The following is a 14,165-nucleotide window of genomic DNA, read 5'->3' on the forward strand; positions in this document are numbered from 1 at the left end:
GAGGGGCAGAACGACGCTGTATTCAGCCGTTGGCCTGGCGTACCTGGTTTTCCAGCTCGGCCTTGAGGCCTGGCGCCAGATGGAGCTGGCGCGCCAGCTCCTCCAGATAGGCCTTTTCCATGAAGTGCTCTTCATCCACCAGCATCACACTGGCCAGGTACATCTCGGCAGCCATTTCCGGCGTGGTCGCGGCCCGGGCGACATCCGCCGGGTCCAGGGGCTTGTTCAGTTCGCTGTGCAGCCAATGCTGCAACTGCGGGTCGCTGTCGAGCCTGCGCAATTCACCCTCGATCAGTGCCCGCTCACGCTCGTCCACATGCCCATCGGCCTTGGCCGCTGCCACCAACGCCTTGAGGATCGCCTGGCTGTGCTGCTCTACCTGCTGCGGCGGCAGGCGATCAAGGGTCTGCGGCTCCTGACGCGGGGCCTGGCCCTGCTGGGCATTCCAATTGCCATACGCCTTGTAGGCCAACACCCCGAGGGCCGCCAGGCCGCCGTAGGTCAGGGCCTTGCCGCCGAACTTGCGGGCCTTTTTATTGCCCAGCAGCAAGCCCATGGCGCCGGCTGCCAGGGCTCCACCGCCCGCTCCGGAGAGCAGCCCGCCCAACCCGCCGGCCTGGCCACCGAGCAAGCCGCCGAGACCGCCCGAGCGGGCCTTGGGATTGTCCGTCGGTGCTGCGCCCGCCTTGTTCTGCAGGAGCTCCTGGCCGGACCTGAGTAATTGATCGAGCAATCCACGGGTGTTCATCTGCGCCTCCGGAAAATAGGTGTCATGTCGACACATAAGGCCGTAAGCCTAGAGAGAAGTGCCCGGGTCGAGGGGGACGATAGTGCTTCTGAATGTTGCTTTCTCCGGAACCAGCAGCCGCCGACGCCGACAGGCGCGGGCGGCACGCCAGGCCGTGCCAGACTGGATTAGCACCCCGAGTTGCGGCACTATCCGCCGCCTGCAAAACACCGACGCCACAGACCGGACCCAGTTGATCCCTTCCGGCAGCAAGGATGCGCCCATGCCCCGTCATACCCACGCCAGCGCCTGCGAGTGCCAGCCATGAGCCAGGACCCCGCCGACCGCTATCAAGTGATACGAATCCTCACCGGCCTGGTGCCCCACTCGCTGGTGCCGCTGCTGTTCTACTACGCGCATGTCTGGGGCATTCCGGTGTATCGCAGCCACTTCGGCGCCCTCGCCAAGGGCTTCGGCCTGGGGATGTTGGTGGAGCTTCTGCTGCAGTTGCTGATCGTCGTCAGTTTCCTGCTGGTCCTGGTGCCCAACCTCAAGGTCAAGCTGGTCCTGATCGGCACCCTGGTGCTGTTCACCGCCTGGGCGCTGTTTCCCTACCACCCGGTACGCGGCTACATCTACTGCTTGCTGATGACGGTGCCGTCGTTGCTGGCGATCTGGCTGGCGCAATGGCTGTGCCGGCTGTTGCAACCCAAGGGGCTGCTGCATGCCCAGTGAAAGACAGCGCACTGGCCGCCTCTGCCTGCTGATGTTGCTGGCGCTTGGCCAACCCTGCCTGGCCATGAGCCTGGAACAGCAGTTCGCCGGCATCGCCCACTGCTCCATGGAGAACATCTACCTGGACGCCAGCGACCATCAGCCCCGGGGCGAGTACTTCAGCGAGCGCCAACTGCAACCTTGCGAACTCGACGAAGCCGCCCGCTACTGCGTCGACGACCAGTACCACGGCCTGACAGTCAGCGCAGTGATGATTCCCTATCGCGGGCCGTTCTCGGTACACGCGCTGTACCTCAAGGACAGTGTCGACAGCGTGCGCCAGCACCTGGGAGGCGCTTTCTTCGGTGATGGCCGGGAACGCCCGCTGCTCATCGAAGACCGCCACAACCCCGGCAGCTCGGTGCTGTATTGCGACCCGCAAAGCCAATGAGCCCTATTGCCCACATGCCTCTTCTGAACCACCTCCGGATGCCCCTGCCGATGCCCACTGCCCGCCACTGTTTGCGCCTGATCGCCCTGAGCCTGCTGCTGGGCGGTGGCACCCAGGCGGCGGCCGCGCCTGCCTGCCCATCCAACGACCTGAAAACCTTTGCCCAGGCCTTTGCCAGCAGCCCGCAACTGCAGCAGGCATTCAGCGCCTCGCCACTGGTCGAGCAACGGCCGGTCACTGACGACCGCGGCCGAGAAGTCACTGCGCGCTACAAGCTGACGGGCGACATCCGCCACCTGCTGACCCGGCTCGACCCCAAGGCCCAGGCCGAGGCTGGCCTGCAGACGTTCTGGGAAGGCCAGACCCTGGTGGTCAATGACCCCCAGGGCGATGTGGTGCAGGCCTTCGTCTTTGAACAGGGCGCCTGTTGGCAACTGGTGCGCGTCGAGCAGTGGTCGATGGACGAGTTGCTCACGCGCAGCGCCCCGGCAGGCGAAAGCGCCCTGCAACGGCAGATGCGCAAAGCCGACCTGTTCCTCGGCTACGGCGGGCGCGAGCAGTACCTGCTGACGACGTACTTCTTCGAGCTCGGGCAACGAATTTTGCTGGATGCCGCCCGCCACGGTTCGCCCAAGGCGGCGGTGCAGGCAGTCAGCCTGGGCTATTCGGGCATGGCCCCGGCGCTCAAGCCGGGGGAGCCGGAAGAACTGCTGCTGCCCTACGCCAAGACCGATGCCGAGGCGGCGCTGATGCTGTCCATGTATTACTGCGACCCCCTCGGCGACGGCTCCGTCACCGAATGCCAGCAGCCGCGCAAGTCCGAAGAGCTGGTGCTGCGCACCGCCAGGGAGCTGGATTCAGCCAGCGCCTACCACTACCTGGGCAGTGGCTATGCCGATGGCCAGTGGGGCGTCACCGACAAGGCCAGGGCCCTGGCCTGCCACCAGGAAGCGCTCAAGCGCGGTGACCTGCACAGCCTCTGGGCCCTGACCTGGTGGACCAAAAAGAACGAGATGCCGGCCAGCGGCGCCCAGTGCCTGGAGGGCTCCAGCGAGACTCCACCCGGGGCCTGAAGCAGGCCATCTGATGACCCTGCAGGGCCTTGGGCCAGCACTTATTGACTCTTTTTAACAAGAGTCTTGTTGCTTCGACGCCAAGCCATCGAGTTAATTGAGCAACCACTCAATTAACTTGAAAGGCTCACGCCATGCGTCCTGCCAACCTTGAACAACGCGAAGCCCGACGCCAGGCGCTGTTGGATGCCGCCGCCCGCTGCTTTGCCGAAAACGGTTTTGTCGCCACCCGCACCGCCGACATCTGCCTGCAGGCCGAGATGAGCGCCGGCAACCTGTTCCACTACTTCCCCAACAAACAGGCACTGCTGCTGGCGCTGATCAACCGCGAAGGACAGCAGATCGAGCAGGCCATGGCCCAGCTGCTGCTGGAAACTGATCCCCTGGCGGCGCTGCTGGCGTTCTTCGAACATGTCTGCCAGCTGGCCCAGGACCCGCAATACACCGGCCTGGCCCTGGAGATCGCCGCCCTGAGCCACCGCGACCCACACGTGGCGCAGCAGGTGCGCCACAACGACTGGCTGCTGCGCCAGGGCCTCGCCGCCCTGGTGCAACGGGCCAACCAACAAGGGCAGGTCCACAGTGCCCTGGGGATAGAGCAGATCACCGGCTGGCTGGCCGCCTTGATCGACGGCCTGTTCACCCGGGTCGCCGTCGACCCACAGTTCCACCCCGCCAACCAAGTGCAGGTTCTGCAGCAGTTGGTGCTGCACCTGCTCCAGGGGCAATCGACATGAACACCCTTGCAACCGCTCCAGCAACCCGGACCGCTCGCCTGGAACAGGTCGATGCCCTTCGCGGCTTCGCCCTGTTCGGCATCTTGATGGTGAATATCTGGGCCTTCGCCGACCCTTACTACGCCTCGGCAAGCAGCAACCCGGGCTACGCCAGCGCTACCGACCACCTGATCCGCTGGCTGGTCTCGACCTTCTTCGAAGCCAAGTTCTACCTGCTGTTTTCCTTTCTGTTCGGCTACAGCTTCACCCTGCAAATGGCTTCCGCCGAACGGGCCGCCGAGCCCTTCGTACCGCGCATGCTGCGCCGCCAGCTGGCGATGCTGGGCATTGGCCTGGTGCATGGGCTGTTGCTGTTCAACGGCGAGATCCTTTCCCTCTATGCCCTGCTGGGCCTGCTCCTGCTGGGCCTGCGCGGACTGTCGGCGGCGACCGCCAGCCGCCTGGCCCTGATCCTGCTGAGCTGCGCCGGGCTGCTGATCATCGCCCTGGGGGCCGTGCTGCTGAGCCTGGGGGCCTATACCGGCACGGCCAGCGACGAGCCCCTGCTCAAGGCCACGGCCCTAGGCGGCAGCGCCCTGCAGACCCTGGAGTTCAATGCCAGCCACTGGCTGGAAACGCTGCTGGCCCTGTGGATACTCCAGGGGCCCAGCACCCTGGCGATGTTCCTCCTGGGCTATGTGGCCGGGCGCAAGGAGCTGCTGATAGCGCCCTTCAGCTTTGCCCAGCGGGTTGCGCAATTGCTGGCCATCAGCCTGCCCATCGGTCTCGGCGGCGCCATGCTCTACGCCTACTGGGCCGCCTATTTTCCGGGCGCTGGGCTGGAGGTGATCGGCTACGGCATCAGCCAGTTGACCGCACCGCTGCTCTCGGTCAGCTACGGGCTGTTGCTGCTCAGCCTGTTCCAGAGCAACCTCGGCCAGGCCCTGTGCCGGCGGCTGGCACCCTTGGGGCGGATGTCCCTGAGCAACTACCTGCTGCAATCGCTGCTGCTCAACCTGCTGTTCAGCGGCTATGGCCTGGGACTGGTCAATCGCGTCGCGCCCCTATGGATACCGCTGCTGGTGATTGCCGTCTATCTGCTGCAAATGCAGCTCAGTGCCCGCTGGCTGCGGCGCCATCAGTACGGGCCCTGCGAGTGGCTGCTGCGGGCCATCACCATCGGCGCCTGGCCCAACTGGCGCAAGGCCTAGGCCAGCGGCAGGTACAGGTGGATATCCTCGGGCTCGATGCGCAGCAGCGTCGGGTCCGGGGTCGCCAGCAGCTTGCAGCCAAGGCCAGTATAGAAATCCACCGTGTGCCGCGATGGCGTGGCCGACACATACAGGCCCTGGCCGCCCATGGCCAAGGCCTGCTCCCGGGCCAGGGCAAACAGCTGCCGACCCAGGCCCAAGCCACGGTAGGCCTGGCTCACATGCAGGAACTTCAATTGCCGCAGGTCCAGCCCGGCGTTGTCGATTGGCAAGCAATCCACCACCGCTGCCGCCACCAGCTTCGGCCCATCGAAGATCCCGTACAGCCAACCTCCCCGCTGGTAACACTGCTGCAAGATCAGCGCATCATGCTCGGCTTCACCTTCCGGCCAGCCCGGCACCACTTCATGCTGTGGATAACACCGCAACTGCCCGTCCTGCAGGCAGTAGAACTCATCGATCACCTCGGCACGGTCAATCAGTTTGAGCAGTGGAATGTCGTCTTCGGTGAGCGGGCGCGGATGCAGCATGAGGCCAGTTCCTGGTGGTGATCGGGAAGTTACCAATGGACACAAGCTAATCATTTTTTTGCCCTGGGCGAACCGTTTACTCTATTGCGCATATGTTTAAAGACCGTTGTGTTTGGCCGATGGCATGACCGAACCTCTATTCGCGATCCTCTCTTCAGCCAGGAACGGCTCGGGATCTTATCAACACAAGGTTCACCCATGCACCGCAGGCATCTCCTCAAAGCATCCATGGCCCTGGCGGCCTATACCGGCCTCTCGGCCAGCGGTCTGCTGGCCGCGCGGGCCTGGGCCGGCACCGCTGATGGCGAAGCCCTGGCGTTCGACTTCGAACGCCTCAAGGCCCAGGCCAGACAGTTGGCCGGCAAGCCCTACGTCGACACCAAGCAGGTGCTGCCGCCAACCCTGGCGAAAATGACTCCGCAGCACTTCAACGCCATCCAGTACGATGCCAAGCATTCGCTGTGGAACGAACTCAACGGCCAGTTGGACGTGCAGTTCTTCCACGTCGGCATGGGCTTCAAGCAGCCGGTGCGCATGCACAGTGTCGACCCCAAGACCCGCCTGGCCCGGGAGGTGCACTTCCGCCCTTCCCTGTTCAACTACCAGAACACCAGCGTCGACACCGCACAGCTCAAGGGCGACCTGGGCTTTGCCGGCTTCAAGCTGTTCAAGGCCCCGGAGCTGGACAGGCACGACGTGGTGTCCTTCCTTGGCGCCAGCTACTTGCGTGCGGTGGACGCCACCGGCCAGTACGGTCTCTCGGCCCGGGGCCTGGCCATCGACACCTACGCCAAGCGCCGTGAGGAATTCCCCGACTTCACCCAGTTCTGGTTCGAGACCCCGGACAAGGACAGCACCCGCTTCGTGGTCTACGCCCTGCTGGATTCGCCGAGTGCCACCGGCGCCTACCGCTTCGACATCGACTGCCAGGCCGAACGGGTGGTGATGGAAATCGACGCCCACGTCAACGCCCGCACCGCCATCGAGCAATTGGGCATCGCGCCGATGACCAGCATGTTCAGCTGCGGCACCCATGAACGGCGCATGTGCGACACCATCCACCCACAGATCCACGACTCCGATCGCCTGGCCATGTGGCGCGGCAACGGCGAATGGATCTGCCGGCCGCTGAACAACCCGGCGACCCTGCAATTCAACGCATTCGCCGACAAGGACCCGAAAGGCTTCGGCCTGGTACAGACCGACCACGAGTTCGCCAGCTACCAGGACACCGTGGACTGGTACAGCCGCCGCCCGAGCCTGTGGGTCGAGCCCACCACGGCCTGGGGCGAAGGCAGCGTCGACCTGCTGGAAATCCCTACCACCGGCGAAACCATGGACAACATCGTGGCCTTCTGGACCCCGAAAAAACCGGTGGCCGCGGGTGACTCGCTGAACTACGGCTACAAGCTCTACTGGAGCGCCCTGCCGCCAGTGGGCACACCCTTGGCCCGAGTGCACGCCACCCGTTCCGGCATGGGCGGTTTCGTCGAGGGCTGGGCCCCGGGCGAGCATTACCCGGAAGTCTGGGCGCGGCGTTTTGCCGTGGACTTCACCGGCGGCGGCCTCGACCGCCTGCCGGCGGGCACCGGGATCGAGCCGGTGGTCACCGCGTCCAACGGTGAGGTCAAGGATTTCAGCGTACTGGTGCTGGACGAGATCAAGGGCTACCGCATCCTCTTCGACTGGTACCCCAGCAACGACAGCGTCGAGCCGGTGGAACTGCGGCTGTTCATCCGCAGCAACGACCGCACCCTGAGCGAGACCTGGCTGTACCAGTACTTCCCGCCGGCGCCGAACAAGCGCAAATACCCATGACCCGCTGACAGCCCCGACCCGCTGCTCCCCGTAGGAGCGGGCTTGCCCGCGAAGGCGTCGGCACATACAGCGCCTGCCCCACGGGCCTCTTCGCCGGCAAGCCAGCTCCTACAGATCGGCATCGTCCGTGTAGGAGCGGGCTTGCCCGCGAAGGCGTCGGTACGTACAGCGCCCGCCCCACGGGCCTCTTCGCCGGCAAGCCGGCTCCTACAGATCGGCGGCGTACATGTAGGAGCGGGCTTGCCCGCGAAGGCGTCGGTACACACAGCGCCCGCCCCAAGGGCCTCTTCGCCGGCAAGCCGGCTCCTACAGATCGGCGGCGTCCGTGTAGGAGCGGGCTTGCCCGCGAAGGCGGCCTGACGCCAGACACAAAAAAACCGGCCCACACGGGCCGGTTTTTTTACGCCTGAACGAGCTTAATCCCGCAGATCCGACTCATGAATCGGCTGGTCCCTGTGGGTCGCCCGCTGATACTGCGCCGGCCAGATCGCCTTGCGCCCGCCCAGATCATCGTCGGCATGCAGCGGCCAGTAAGGGTCACGCAACAGCTCCCGAGCGAGAAAGATGATGTCCGCCTGACAGGTACGCAGAATATGCTCCGCCTGGGCCGGTTCGGTAATCAGGCCCACAGTCCCGGTGGCAATCCCCGACTCCTTGCGCACCCGCTCGGCAAAGCGCGTCTGGTAACCGGGGCCAGTAGGAATCTCGGCGTTGGCCGCAGTGCCTCCGGACGACACATCGATCAAATCCACCCCCAGGTCCTTGAGGCGCCGCGCCAACTCCACGGTCTCGTCCGGGTTCCAGCCGTCCTCCACCCAATCGGTGGCCGACACCCGCACGAACAACGGCAGCTCTTCGGGCCAGACCTTTCGCACCGCCTCGGTCACCTGCAACACCAGGCGAATGCGATTCTCGAACGAGCCGCCGTAGCGGTCCTGGCGCTGATTACTCAAGGGCGACAGGAACTGATGCAGCAGATAGCCATGGGCTGCATGCACTTCCACCACTTTGAAACCGGCCTCCAGCGCGCGTTTGGCGGCCGCAACGAAGGCCTGGATGATCTCGCCAATCTGCCCCTCGTCGAGCTGGGTCGGCGGCGTGTGCTGCGGGTCGAAGGCGATCCGCGAAGGCCCCACCGGCACCCAGCCACCGTCCTCGGGCTTGACGCTGCCGGACTTGCCCAGCCACGGCCGATGGGTGCTGGCCTTGCGCCCGGCATGGGCCAACTGGATGCCGGCCACCGCGCCCTGGGCGGTGATGAAGCGGGTGATGCGTTGCAAGGGCTCGATCTGCGCATCGTTCCAAAGGCCCAGGTCCTGGGCGGTGATCCGGCCATCGGCGGTGACCGCCGTGGCCTCGGTGAAGATCAGCCCGGCACCGCCGACGGCGCGGCTGCCCAGGTGCACCAGGTGCCAGTCGTTGGCCAGCCCATCCTGCGACGAGTACTGGCACATGGGCGACACCGCAATGCGGTTGAGGAGGGTCAGTTGACGCAGGGTATAGGGTTCAAGCAGCAGACTCATGGGGCACCTCTCGGTCAATGGTCAGGCTCCAGGGTTCTGTTTGAACGGCCGACGAGTGACTGCGAAGTGAAGCGCCCGCCCCCGCGGGTAGAAGAATGACAAAAGGTCACAAGGCCAATCAGACAGTGCTTAGAGACTAGTCGACAACACTGTCGCCGGCAGGGTTCCTGATACCGCACCGGGTAAAAAACTTGTTGCCCTGGCCGCTGCCAGCGGCAGCGGCCAGGGCCCTATCAGCCAAGCGGGGCTCGGCGATTGCCATCGAGCAAGGCCTCCACCACGCCCCGGGCCATTTCCACTGAATGCACCAGCGACCAGATCAGGCCACGCTCGATGCCGCTGGCGTGCTCGGTGATTTCATCGGACACCTCCTCGGCAGACTTGAGCAGCATGGAAACATGAATCAATGCTTCTTCGGCACTGATGCCGGGGCGCACAGCGAAGGGGTTGTCAGGCCCTGCAGGGCCGGCCACGGTGGGGTGCAGAGTCGCGATCAACGAGCCGTTTACGCAAGTGTTGGCCAGGGCATGGCGCACGGCTTCATTGGCCAGATCATGGTCTGGATTACGACGGGAAGAAGGATGGAGAACCGGCGGATCGGGGACGATCTTTTTCATGGTGCAGCTCCTTGGAATGGAGCCACCACCCCACGCTGCTAAACGTAAGGGTGGCAGCTGTACGCGGGTTAGCAGACCGGTCCAAGGAACCCGGCGCACCCAAGGGCGCCCCACGCACAGCCGCCATAACAGAACACAGCAGGCAGGAAAGCCAACTGGGCTTACGGCAACATTCACGTGTCTTGGTCACAGGCTGCTAAACCCGATCACTGAAAATTCAGTGATGATCCGAGCCTAGTGAGCCGAATACCCAGCCGCAAGCGCCCGAGAGTGTCTCGGAAACCCCTTACAAAAGAAAGAGACGTGCCGCCGCCCCGCTTTCCCAAAGTCTGGCAAAACCACCCGCGTCGTTTACTGCCAGTCAGTTAAGGACAAGCGCTGTACTTGTGGCGAGGGAGCAAGCTCCCTCGCCACAAGTTAGTTTTCGCTCGCTCCAGCGTTGAGCTGATCGGCACTACCCGCCTCAGCGCGGTTCGATATGGGCAATCATCAACTGCACGGTTTCCTGGCCGCGGAACTCGTTGAGGTCGAGTTTGTAGGCCAGTTCCACCCAGCGGATGGTCGGGTTGGGCCAGACTTCACGGTCGATGCCGAAGGCGATGCCGTCCAGCTTCAGCGAGCCGCATTCGCTGCGCAGCACCACTTTCAGGTGGCGTTCGCCAACGATGCGCTGTTCCACCAGTTCGAACACGCCATGGAACATCGGCTCGGGGAAGTGCTGGCCCCAGGGGCCGGCATGGCGCAGGGCACGGGCCAGTTCCAGGTGGAACTCTTCCACGGCCAGGGTGCCATCGGACAGCAGGCGTCCGGTCAGGTCTTCCTCTTGCAGCTGGCGCCGCACTTCTTCGTCGAAGGCTTGGGCGAAGGCCGGGAAGTTCGACTCCGGCAGCGACAGGCCGGCGGCCATGGCGTGGCCGCCGAACTTGCTGATCAATTGCGGCTGGCGCGCCGCCACGGCATCCAGGGCATCACGGATATGGAACCCCGGCACCGAGCGTGCGGAGCCCTTGAGCATGCCGTCACCGGCATCGGCAAAGGCGATGGTCGGGCGGTGGTAACGCTCTTTCAGGCGTGAGGCAAGAATCCCGATCACCCCCTGGTGCCAGTCGGCATCGAACAGGCATAGGCCAAATGGCATCGACTCCAGCGGCAGGTCCTTGAGCTGGGCCAGGGCCTCGCGCTGCATGCCTTGCTCGATGGACTTGCGGTCCTGGTTCAGTTCGTCGAGCTGAGCGGCCATGGCCCGAGCAGACGCCACATCGTCACTGAGCAGGCACTCGATGCCCAGGCTCATGTCGTCCAGGCGCCCGGCGGCGTTCAGCCGTGGCCCAAGAATGAAACCCAGGTCGGTGGAAGTAATCCGCGCGTGGTCACGCTTGGCCACTTCGAGGATTGCCTTGAGCCCCGGTCGTGCGCGACCGGCGCGAATCCGCTCCAGGCCCTGGTGCACCAGGATGCGGTTGTTGGCGTCCAGGGGCACCACGTCCGCCACGCTGCCCAGGGCCACCAGGTCCAGCAGCTCGCCGATGTTCGGCTGCGGCTGGGTCTCGTAGCGTCCCAGGCTGCGCAGGCGTGCGCGCAGGGCCATCAGCACATAGAAGATCACCCCGACCCCGGCCAGAGCCTTGCTGGGAAACTCGCAACCCGGCTGGTTGGGGTTGACGATGGCGTCCGCCGCCGGCAGTTCGTGGCCGGGCAAGTGGTGGTCGGTGACCAGCACTTGCAAGCCGGCCGCCTTGGCCGCCGCCACGCCTTCGACGCTGGAGATGCCGTTGTCCACGGTGATCAGCAGCTGCGGCTCGCGCTGCAGGGCCACGGCGACGATTTCCGGGGTCAGGCCGTAGCCGTATTCGAAGCGGTTGGGCACCAGGTAATCGACATGGGCCGCGCCCAGCAGGCGCAGGCCCAGCAGGCCCACAGTGCTGGCGGTGGCGCCGTCGGCATCGAAGTCGCCGACGATGAGGATGCGCTGGCGCTGGTCCAGGGCGGTCACCAGCAGGTCCACCGCGGCATCGATGCCCTTGAGCTGCTGATACGGAATCAGCCGCGCCAGGCTCTTGTCCAGCTCCTCCACCGACTGCACGCCACGGGCGGCGTAGAGGCGGGTCAGCAGCGGCGGCAGATCACCGAGAAAGGGCAGGACGGCGGGCAACTCACGGGGTTCGATACGCATGGGCTAACAGCAACTTCTCTTGAATACGAAAGATCGATCAGGGGGCGGGGCGGGCAATCAGCCGCGGTCGCCCAGCAGCCACTCCAGCTGCACTTCGTGCTGGCCGCGATCATCGGTGACGAAGATCGTGCCTTCGCTGATCATCACGTCCCACTTGATCACTCGTGGCATGTCCTTGGCCAGGGTTTCCAGCACGTCCTGGGGCACGCCGGCGATGTTGAGGTTCTTCAGGTTTTTCACTGCGTCCACCACCCGGGTCTGCCAGACCCGCAGGCTGCCGTAGGCCAGCAGGCTGGTGCGCTCGGTGCGGCGCGAGCACCAGGTCAGGCGATCGGCATCCGGCTGGCCGACTTCGATCCAGTGCAGCACGCGGTCATCCAGGCTCTTTTCCCACAGGGCCGGCTCATCCACGTCCGACAGACCACGACCGAACGACAGGTGCTCGTTGTACCAGAAGGCGTAGGCCAGCAGCCGCACGGTCATGCGCTCTTCGGTTTCCGAAGGGTGACGGGCAATGGTCTGCTTGACGCTTTCATAGACCCCGCGGTCGAGATCAGTCAGGTTCAGTTCAAATTTGTAGGTGGTGGACGGCTGGGCCATGTGCGGGCTTCTTGAGTGTGCGAAAAGGCGGCAAGTCTAACCCGAAACCCGCCGCCCTGCCCGACCGCTGACCGGCCGGCGGGCCTTCTGCTGAAATCCGCAGCAATGCATTGCCTCGGTAAAGACAGTTGCCAGCCTGCCGCCAGGGTTTTATAACGCCCGCGCGAATCGGCTGGCGCGCACCGCGCCAATGCCGCCGCTCAATAGAAAAGGACGTCCATGACCCTCTTTGTCACCCTGCTTGTCATCGTGCTGGTGTTCATCGCATTGATTTTGTACTCCCGCCAGAAAATGGCTGAACAGAACGAGGCCCTGCCAGCTGCCAGCGACATTACCGCGCAAATCAACCAAACCCTGCTGCTGAGCAAATCCGAACCGCTGCTGGCGCTGAAACTGGCCGAGCGCCTGAGCGGCGAGCTCCGGGAGCTGGCGCTGCAATTGGTGGCCGCCGAACTCTACCTCGCGGGGCACAAGGCCAAGGCTCTGGAAATAGGCAGGCAACTGCCGCCCGATGCTCGGGAATACGTCCTCAATACGCTGATCGAGTCGCTGCTCGACACCGACGATACCCAGGCCTGCCTGGAACTGCTGGACCAGTGGGGCCAGCCCCTGCCCAGTTGGCCACTGCTGCAGGTACGCATTCTTCAGGCCCGCGGCGAGCAGGAACGTGCCCTGGCCGTGCTGGGCGAGCTGAGCGATCCGCAAAACCCCGCAGCCCCGGAAGAGCAGAGCATCAGCAACATCCTGACCCTCTCCGGCCTGCAATTTAAGGCGGGAATGCAAGACCAGGCGCTGCTCAGCCTCGAACGGGCCTGGGCCCAATTCCAGGACCCCGCCGCGGGGCGCTATCTGACGGAGTGGCGCAGCCTGTTCGATGAGTGCGCGGCCCAGGGCCGGTTTGAACTGGTCCTCGCCCGGACGCCGGCACTGGCTGCCGAAGAACAGGTCCAGGCCATCCTCGCCCTGTTCGAGGCCGGCCAAACGGAGCCGGCCTTCAGCCTGATGGCAGACAACGGCTCCCTCTACTACACAACCTACAGCGCGTTGATGGACTCGGCCCTGAAGCGCCAGCAACTCGATCTTGCCCTGCGCCTGCTGGACGTTGTCCCCGACCTGCATCAGCACGGCCTGCTCCTGCACCTGCTCAACCATCTGGCGGCACAGGGCCGCACCGCTGAAGCCGAGGCCCTGCTGCAAGAGCGGGTCAGTGAAGCGTCCCAGCGTCCGACCCTGATGCTCAGCCTCTGCGAAGAGCAGCACCAGGCGCAGCCGCAATGGACTGCCGCGCTACTGGCCCAGGCCCTGCAACTGATCGACGGCTACAAGCACGAATCGGAGTTCTGGGGTGGCATGCGCTTGCACGCCCTGCAGGTCCAACTGCAAGCCCAGAGCCGCCTGCCTGCCCATCGCCGGGACAGCTGGCTGGTGCGTAGCAGCCTTGAGGAAATGCACAACCTGCGCGAGCAGCAGGATGCCGAGCAGCAACTGCTGCACCTCTGCCAACAAGCCCGGCTATTGCATGACCTGGACCAGACCGCCCAGGCCAGGACGCTGTTGGAGCAGGCAATGAAACTGCTGGACAGCGCTCCGTTGCCGGAGATCGACGAAGACGTGAAAACCATCTACCTGGAGGACATTGCCAGCGCCTACCTGTACCTCGACGAGGCAGAAGCGGCCCAGGCCCTGCAGGATCAGCTGCACGCGCAGGACGCCGGCAGCCACATGCTGGAAGAGGACTTGCTGCTGCACCACATCCAGCACCAGCGCTTTGCCCAGGCCATCGAGGCGCTGAATCTGAGCACCCTGCTCAGTGACAAGAAACCCCTGTCACGCCTGTATCAAGCCCTGGAGGAGATGCATCAACGGGCCCCCGAGCGCGCCGCCGAGTTCCAGCAACAACTGCTGGACCGGCTGATCAGCGGTGAAGCCATGCGCGCTTCCCAGCACGCCTGACCGAGTGCGCCCCGCTGCACGCCCTCAACGGGGCGCGTAGCGGGCCCCGTGGCTTGCCA

14 protein-coding genes are annotated in these 14,165 nt (G+C 64.7%); 8 read left to right on the forward strand and 6 right to left on the reverse strand.

Annotated features, from left to right (window positions below):
• Nucleotides 1-22 precede the first annotated feature (22 nt).
• Nucleotides 23-748, reverse strand: coding sequence for a tellurite resistance TerB family protein (locus GV819_RS21230; protein ID WP_161758007.1), 726 nt, complete (start codon nucleotides 746-748; stop codon nucleotides 23-25).
• Nucleotides 749-902: 154 nt separating this feature from the next.
• On the opposite strand from GV819_RS21230, the gene GV819_RS21235 reads away from it, so the two are divergent.
• The 6 genes from GV819_RS21235 to GV819_RS21260 all read left to right on the forward strand — a co-directional run bounded on the left by GV819_RS21235 (nucleotide 903) and on the right by GV819_RS21260 (nucleotide 4,892).
• Nucleotides 903-1,055 (forward strand): hypothetical protein, encoded by a 153-nt coding sequence (locus tag GV819_RS21235; protein WP_161758008.1) that lies wholly within the window; start codon nucleotides 903-905, stop codon nucleotides 1,053-1,055.
• Nucleotides 1,052-1,462, forward strand: coding sequence for a hypothetical protein (locus GV819_RS21240; RefSeq protein WP_161758009.1), 411 nt, complete (start codon nucleotides 1,052-1,054; stop codon nucleotides 1,460-1,462). Before GV819_RS21235 ends, GV819_RS21240 begins: the two co-directional genes overlap by 4 nt.
• A complete protein-coding gene (locus GV819_RS21245) occupies nucleotides 1,452-1,892 on the forward strand; it encodes a hypothetical protein (RefSeq protein WP_161758010.1) in 441 nt (146 codons plus the stop codon). The genes GV819_RS21240 and GV819_RS21245 overlap by 11 nt, the downstream gene beginning before the upstream one ends.
• 50 nt (nucleotides 1,893-1,942) lie before the next feature.
• Complete coding sequence (locus tag GV819_RS21250) at nucleotides 1,943-2,965, forward strand: hypothetical protein (protein WP_256667556.1); 1,023 nt, start codon at nucleotides 1,943-1,945, stop codon at nucleotides 2,963-2,965.
• A 134-nt stretch (nucleotides 2,966-3,099) separates the two neighbouring features.
• Nucleotides 3,100-3,702, forward strand: a complete 603-nt coding sequence (locus GV819_RS21255; protein ID WP_161758012.1) for a TetR/AcrR family transcriptional regulator — start codon at nucleotides 3,100-3,102, stop codon at nucleotides 3,700-3,702.
• Nucleotides 3,699-4,892, forward strand: a complete 1,194-nt coding sequence (locus GV819_RS21260) for a DUF418 domain-containing protein (protein ID WP_161758013.1) — start codon at nucleotides 3,699-3,701, stop codon at nucleotides 4,890-4,892. Before GV819_RS21255 ends, GV819_RS21260 begins: the two co-directional genes overlap by 4 nt.
• Here the strand turns inward: GV819_RS21260 and GV819_RS21265 are convergent.
• The gene (locus GV819_RS21265) at nucleotides 4,889-5,422 is read right to left on the reverse strand and encodes a GNAT family N-acetyltransferase (RefSeq protein ID WP_161758014.1); all 534 of its coding nucleotides are present in this window, start codon (nucleotides 5,420-5,422) and stop codon (nucleotides 4,889-4,891) included. The genes GV819_RS21260 and GV819_RS21265 overlap by 4 nt on opposite strands.
• Nucleotides 5,423-5,620: 198 nt before the next feature.
• Here GV819_RS21265 and GV819_RS21270 point away from each other — a divergent pair, with 198 nt between their 5' ends.
• On the forward strand, nucleotides 5,621-7,240 hold the full coding sequence (locus GV819_RS21270) for a glucan biosynthesis protein D (protein WP_161758015.1): 1,620 nt from the start codon (nucleotides 5,621-5,623) through the stop codon (nucleotides 7,238-7,240).
• 416 nt (nucleotides 7,241-7,656) lie between these two features.
• Here GV819_RS21270 and GV819_RS21275 read toward each other — a convergent pair whose 3' ends face one another.
• From GV819_RS21275 to GV819_RS21290, 4 genes are all read right to left on the reverse strand, one after another.
• Nucleotides 7,657-8,763, reverse strand: coding sequence for an NADH:flavin oxidoreductase/NADH oxidase (locus GV819_RS21275; protein ID WP_161758016.1), 1,107 nt, complete (start codon nucleotides 8,761-8,763; stop codon nucleotides 7,657-7,659).
• A gap of 233 nt (nucleotides 8,764-8,996) precedes the next feature.
• Nucleotides 8,997-9,380 carry a DUF6124 family protein gene (locus tag GV819_RS21280; protein ID WP_161758017.1) on the reverse strand — a complete coding sequence of 128 codons (384 nt, stop codon included), beginning with the start codon at nucleotides 9,378-9,380 and terminating at the stop codon, nucleotides 8,997-8,999.
• Nucleotides 9,381-9,843: 463 nt separating this feature from the next.
• Nucleotides 9,844-11,553, reverse strand: coding sequence for a single-stranded-DNA-specific exonuclease RecJ (gene recJ / locus GV819_RS21285; RefSeq protein ID WP_161758018.1), 1,710 nt, complete (start codon nucleotides 11,551-11,553; stop codon nucleotides 9,844-9,846).
• Between the two features lie 57 nt (nucleotides 11,554-11,610).
• Nucleotides 11,611-12,153 carry a YaeQ family protein gene (locus tag GV819_RS21290; protein WP_161758019.1) on the reverse strand — a complete coding sequence of 181 codons (543 nt, stop codon included), beginning with the start codon at nucleotides 12,151-12,153 and terminating at the stop codon, nucleotides 11,611-11,613.
• 219 nt (nucleotides 12,154-12,372) lie between these two features.
• Between GV819_RS21290 and GV819_RS21295 the strand changes: the two genes are divergently transcribed.
• Nucleotides 12,373-14,106, forward strand: coding sequence for a hypothetical protein (locus tag GV819_RS21295; RefSeq protein ID WP_161758020.1), 1,734 nt, complete (start codon nucleotides 12,373-12,375; stop codon nucleotides 14,104-14,106).
• The last annotated feature ends 59 nt before the right edge of the window (nucleotides 14,107-14,165 follow it).

The organism is Pseudomonas sp. Fl5BN2, from assembly GCF_009908205.1.
Taxonomy (GTDB): domain Bacteria; phylum Pseudomonadota; class Gammaproteobacteria; order Pseudomonadales; family Pseudomonadaceae; genus Aquipseudomonas.

Coding starts and splice junctions, on each gene's coding strand:
- GV819_RS21265 (WP_161758014.1), bottom strand. CDS start 5,422: ATGCTGCATCCGCGCCCGCTCACCGAAGACGACATTCCACTGCTCAAA.
- GV819_RS21240 (WP_161758009.1), top strand. CDS start 1,052: ATGAGCCAGGACCCCGCCGACCGCTATCAAGTGATACGAATCCTCACC.
- GV819_RS21275 (WP_161758016.1), bottom strand. CDS start 8,763: ATGAGTCTGCTGCTTGAACCCTATACCCTGCGTCAACTGACCCTCCTC.
- recJ (WP_161758018.1), bottom strand. CDS start 11,553: ATGCGTATCGAACCCCGTGAGTTGCCCGCCGTCCTGCCCTTTCTCGGT.
- GV819_RS21295 (WP_161758020.1), top strand. CDS start 12,373: ATGACCCTCTTTGTCACCCTGCTTGTCATCGTGCTGGTGTTCATCGCA.
- GV819_RS21290 (WP_161758019.1), bottom strand. CDS start 12,153: ATGGCCCAGCCGTCCACCACCTACAAATTTGAACTGAACCTGACTGAT.
- GV819_RS21250 (WP_256667556.1), top strand. CDS start 1,943: ATGCCCACTGCCCGCCACTGTTTGCGCCTGATCGCCCTGAGCCTGCTG.
- GV819_RS21245 (WP_161758010.1), top strand. CDS start 1,452: ATGCCCAGTGAAAGACAGCGCACTGGCCGCCTCTGCCTGCTGATGTTG.
- GV819_RS21255 (WP_161758012.1), top strand. CDS start 3,100: ATGCGTCCTGCCAACCTTGAACAACGCGAAGCCCGACGCCAGGCGCTG.
- GV819_RS21230 (WP_161758007.1), bottom strand. CDS start 748: ATGAACACCCGTGGATTGCTCGATCAATTACTCAGGTCCGGCCAGGAG.
- GV819_RS21270 (WP_161758015.1), top strand. CDS start 5,621: ATGCACCGCAGGCATCTCCTCAAAGCATCCATGGCCCTGGCGGCCTAT.
- GV819_RS21260 (WP_161758013.1), top strand. CDS start 3,699: ATGAACACCCTTGCAACCGCTCCAGCAACCCGGACCGCTCGCCTGGAA.
- GV819_RS21280 (WP_161758017.1), bottom strand. CDS start 9,380: ATGAAAAAGATCGTCCCCGATCCGCCGGTTCTCCATCCTTCTTCCCGT.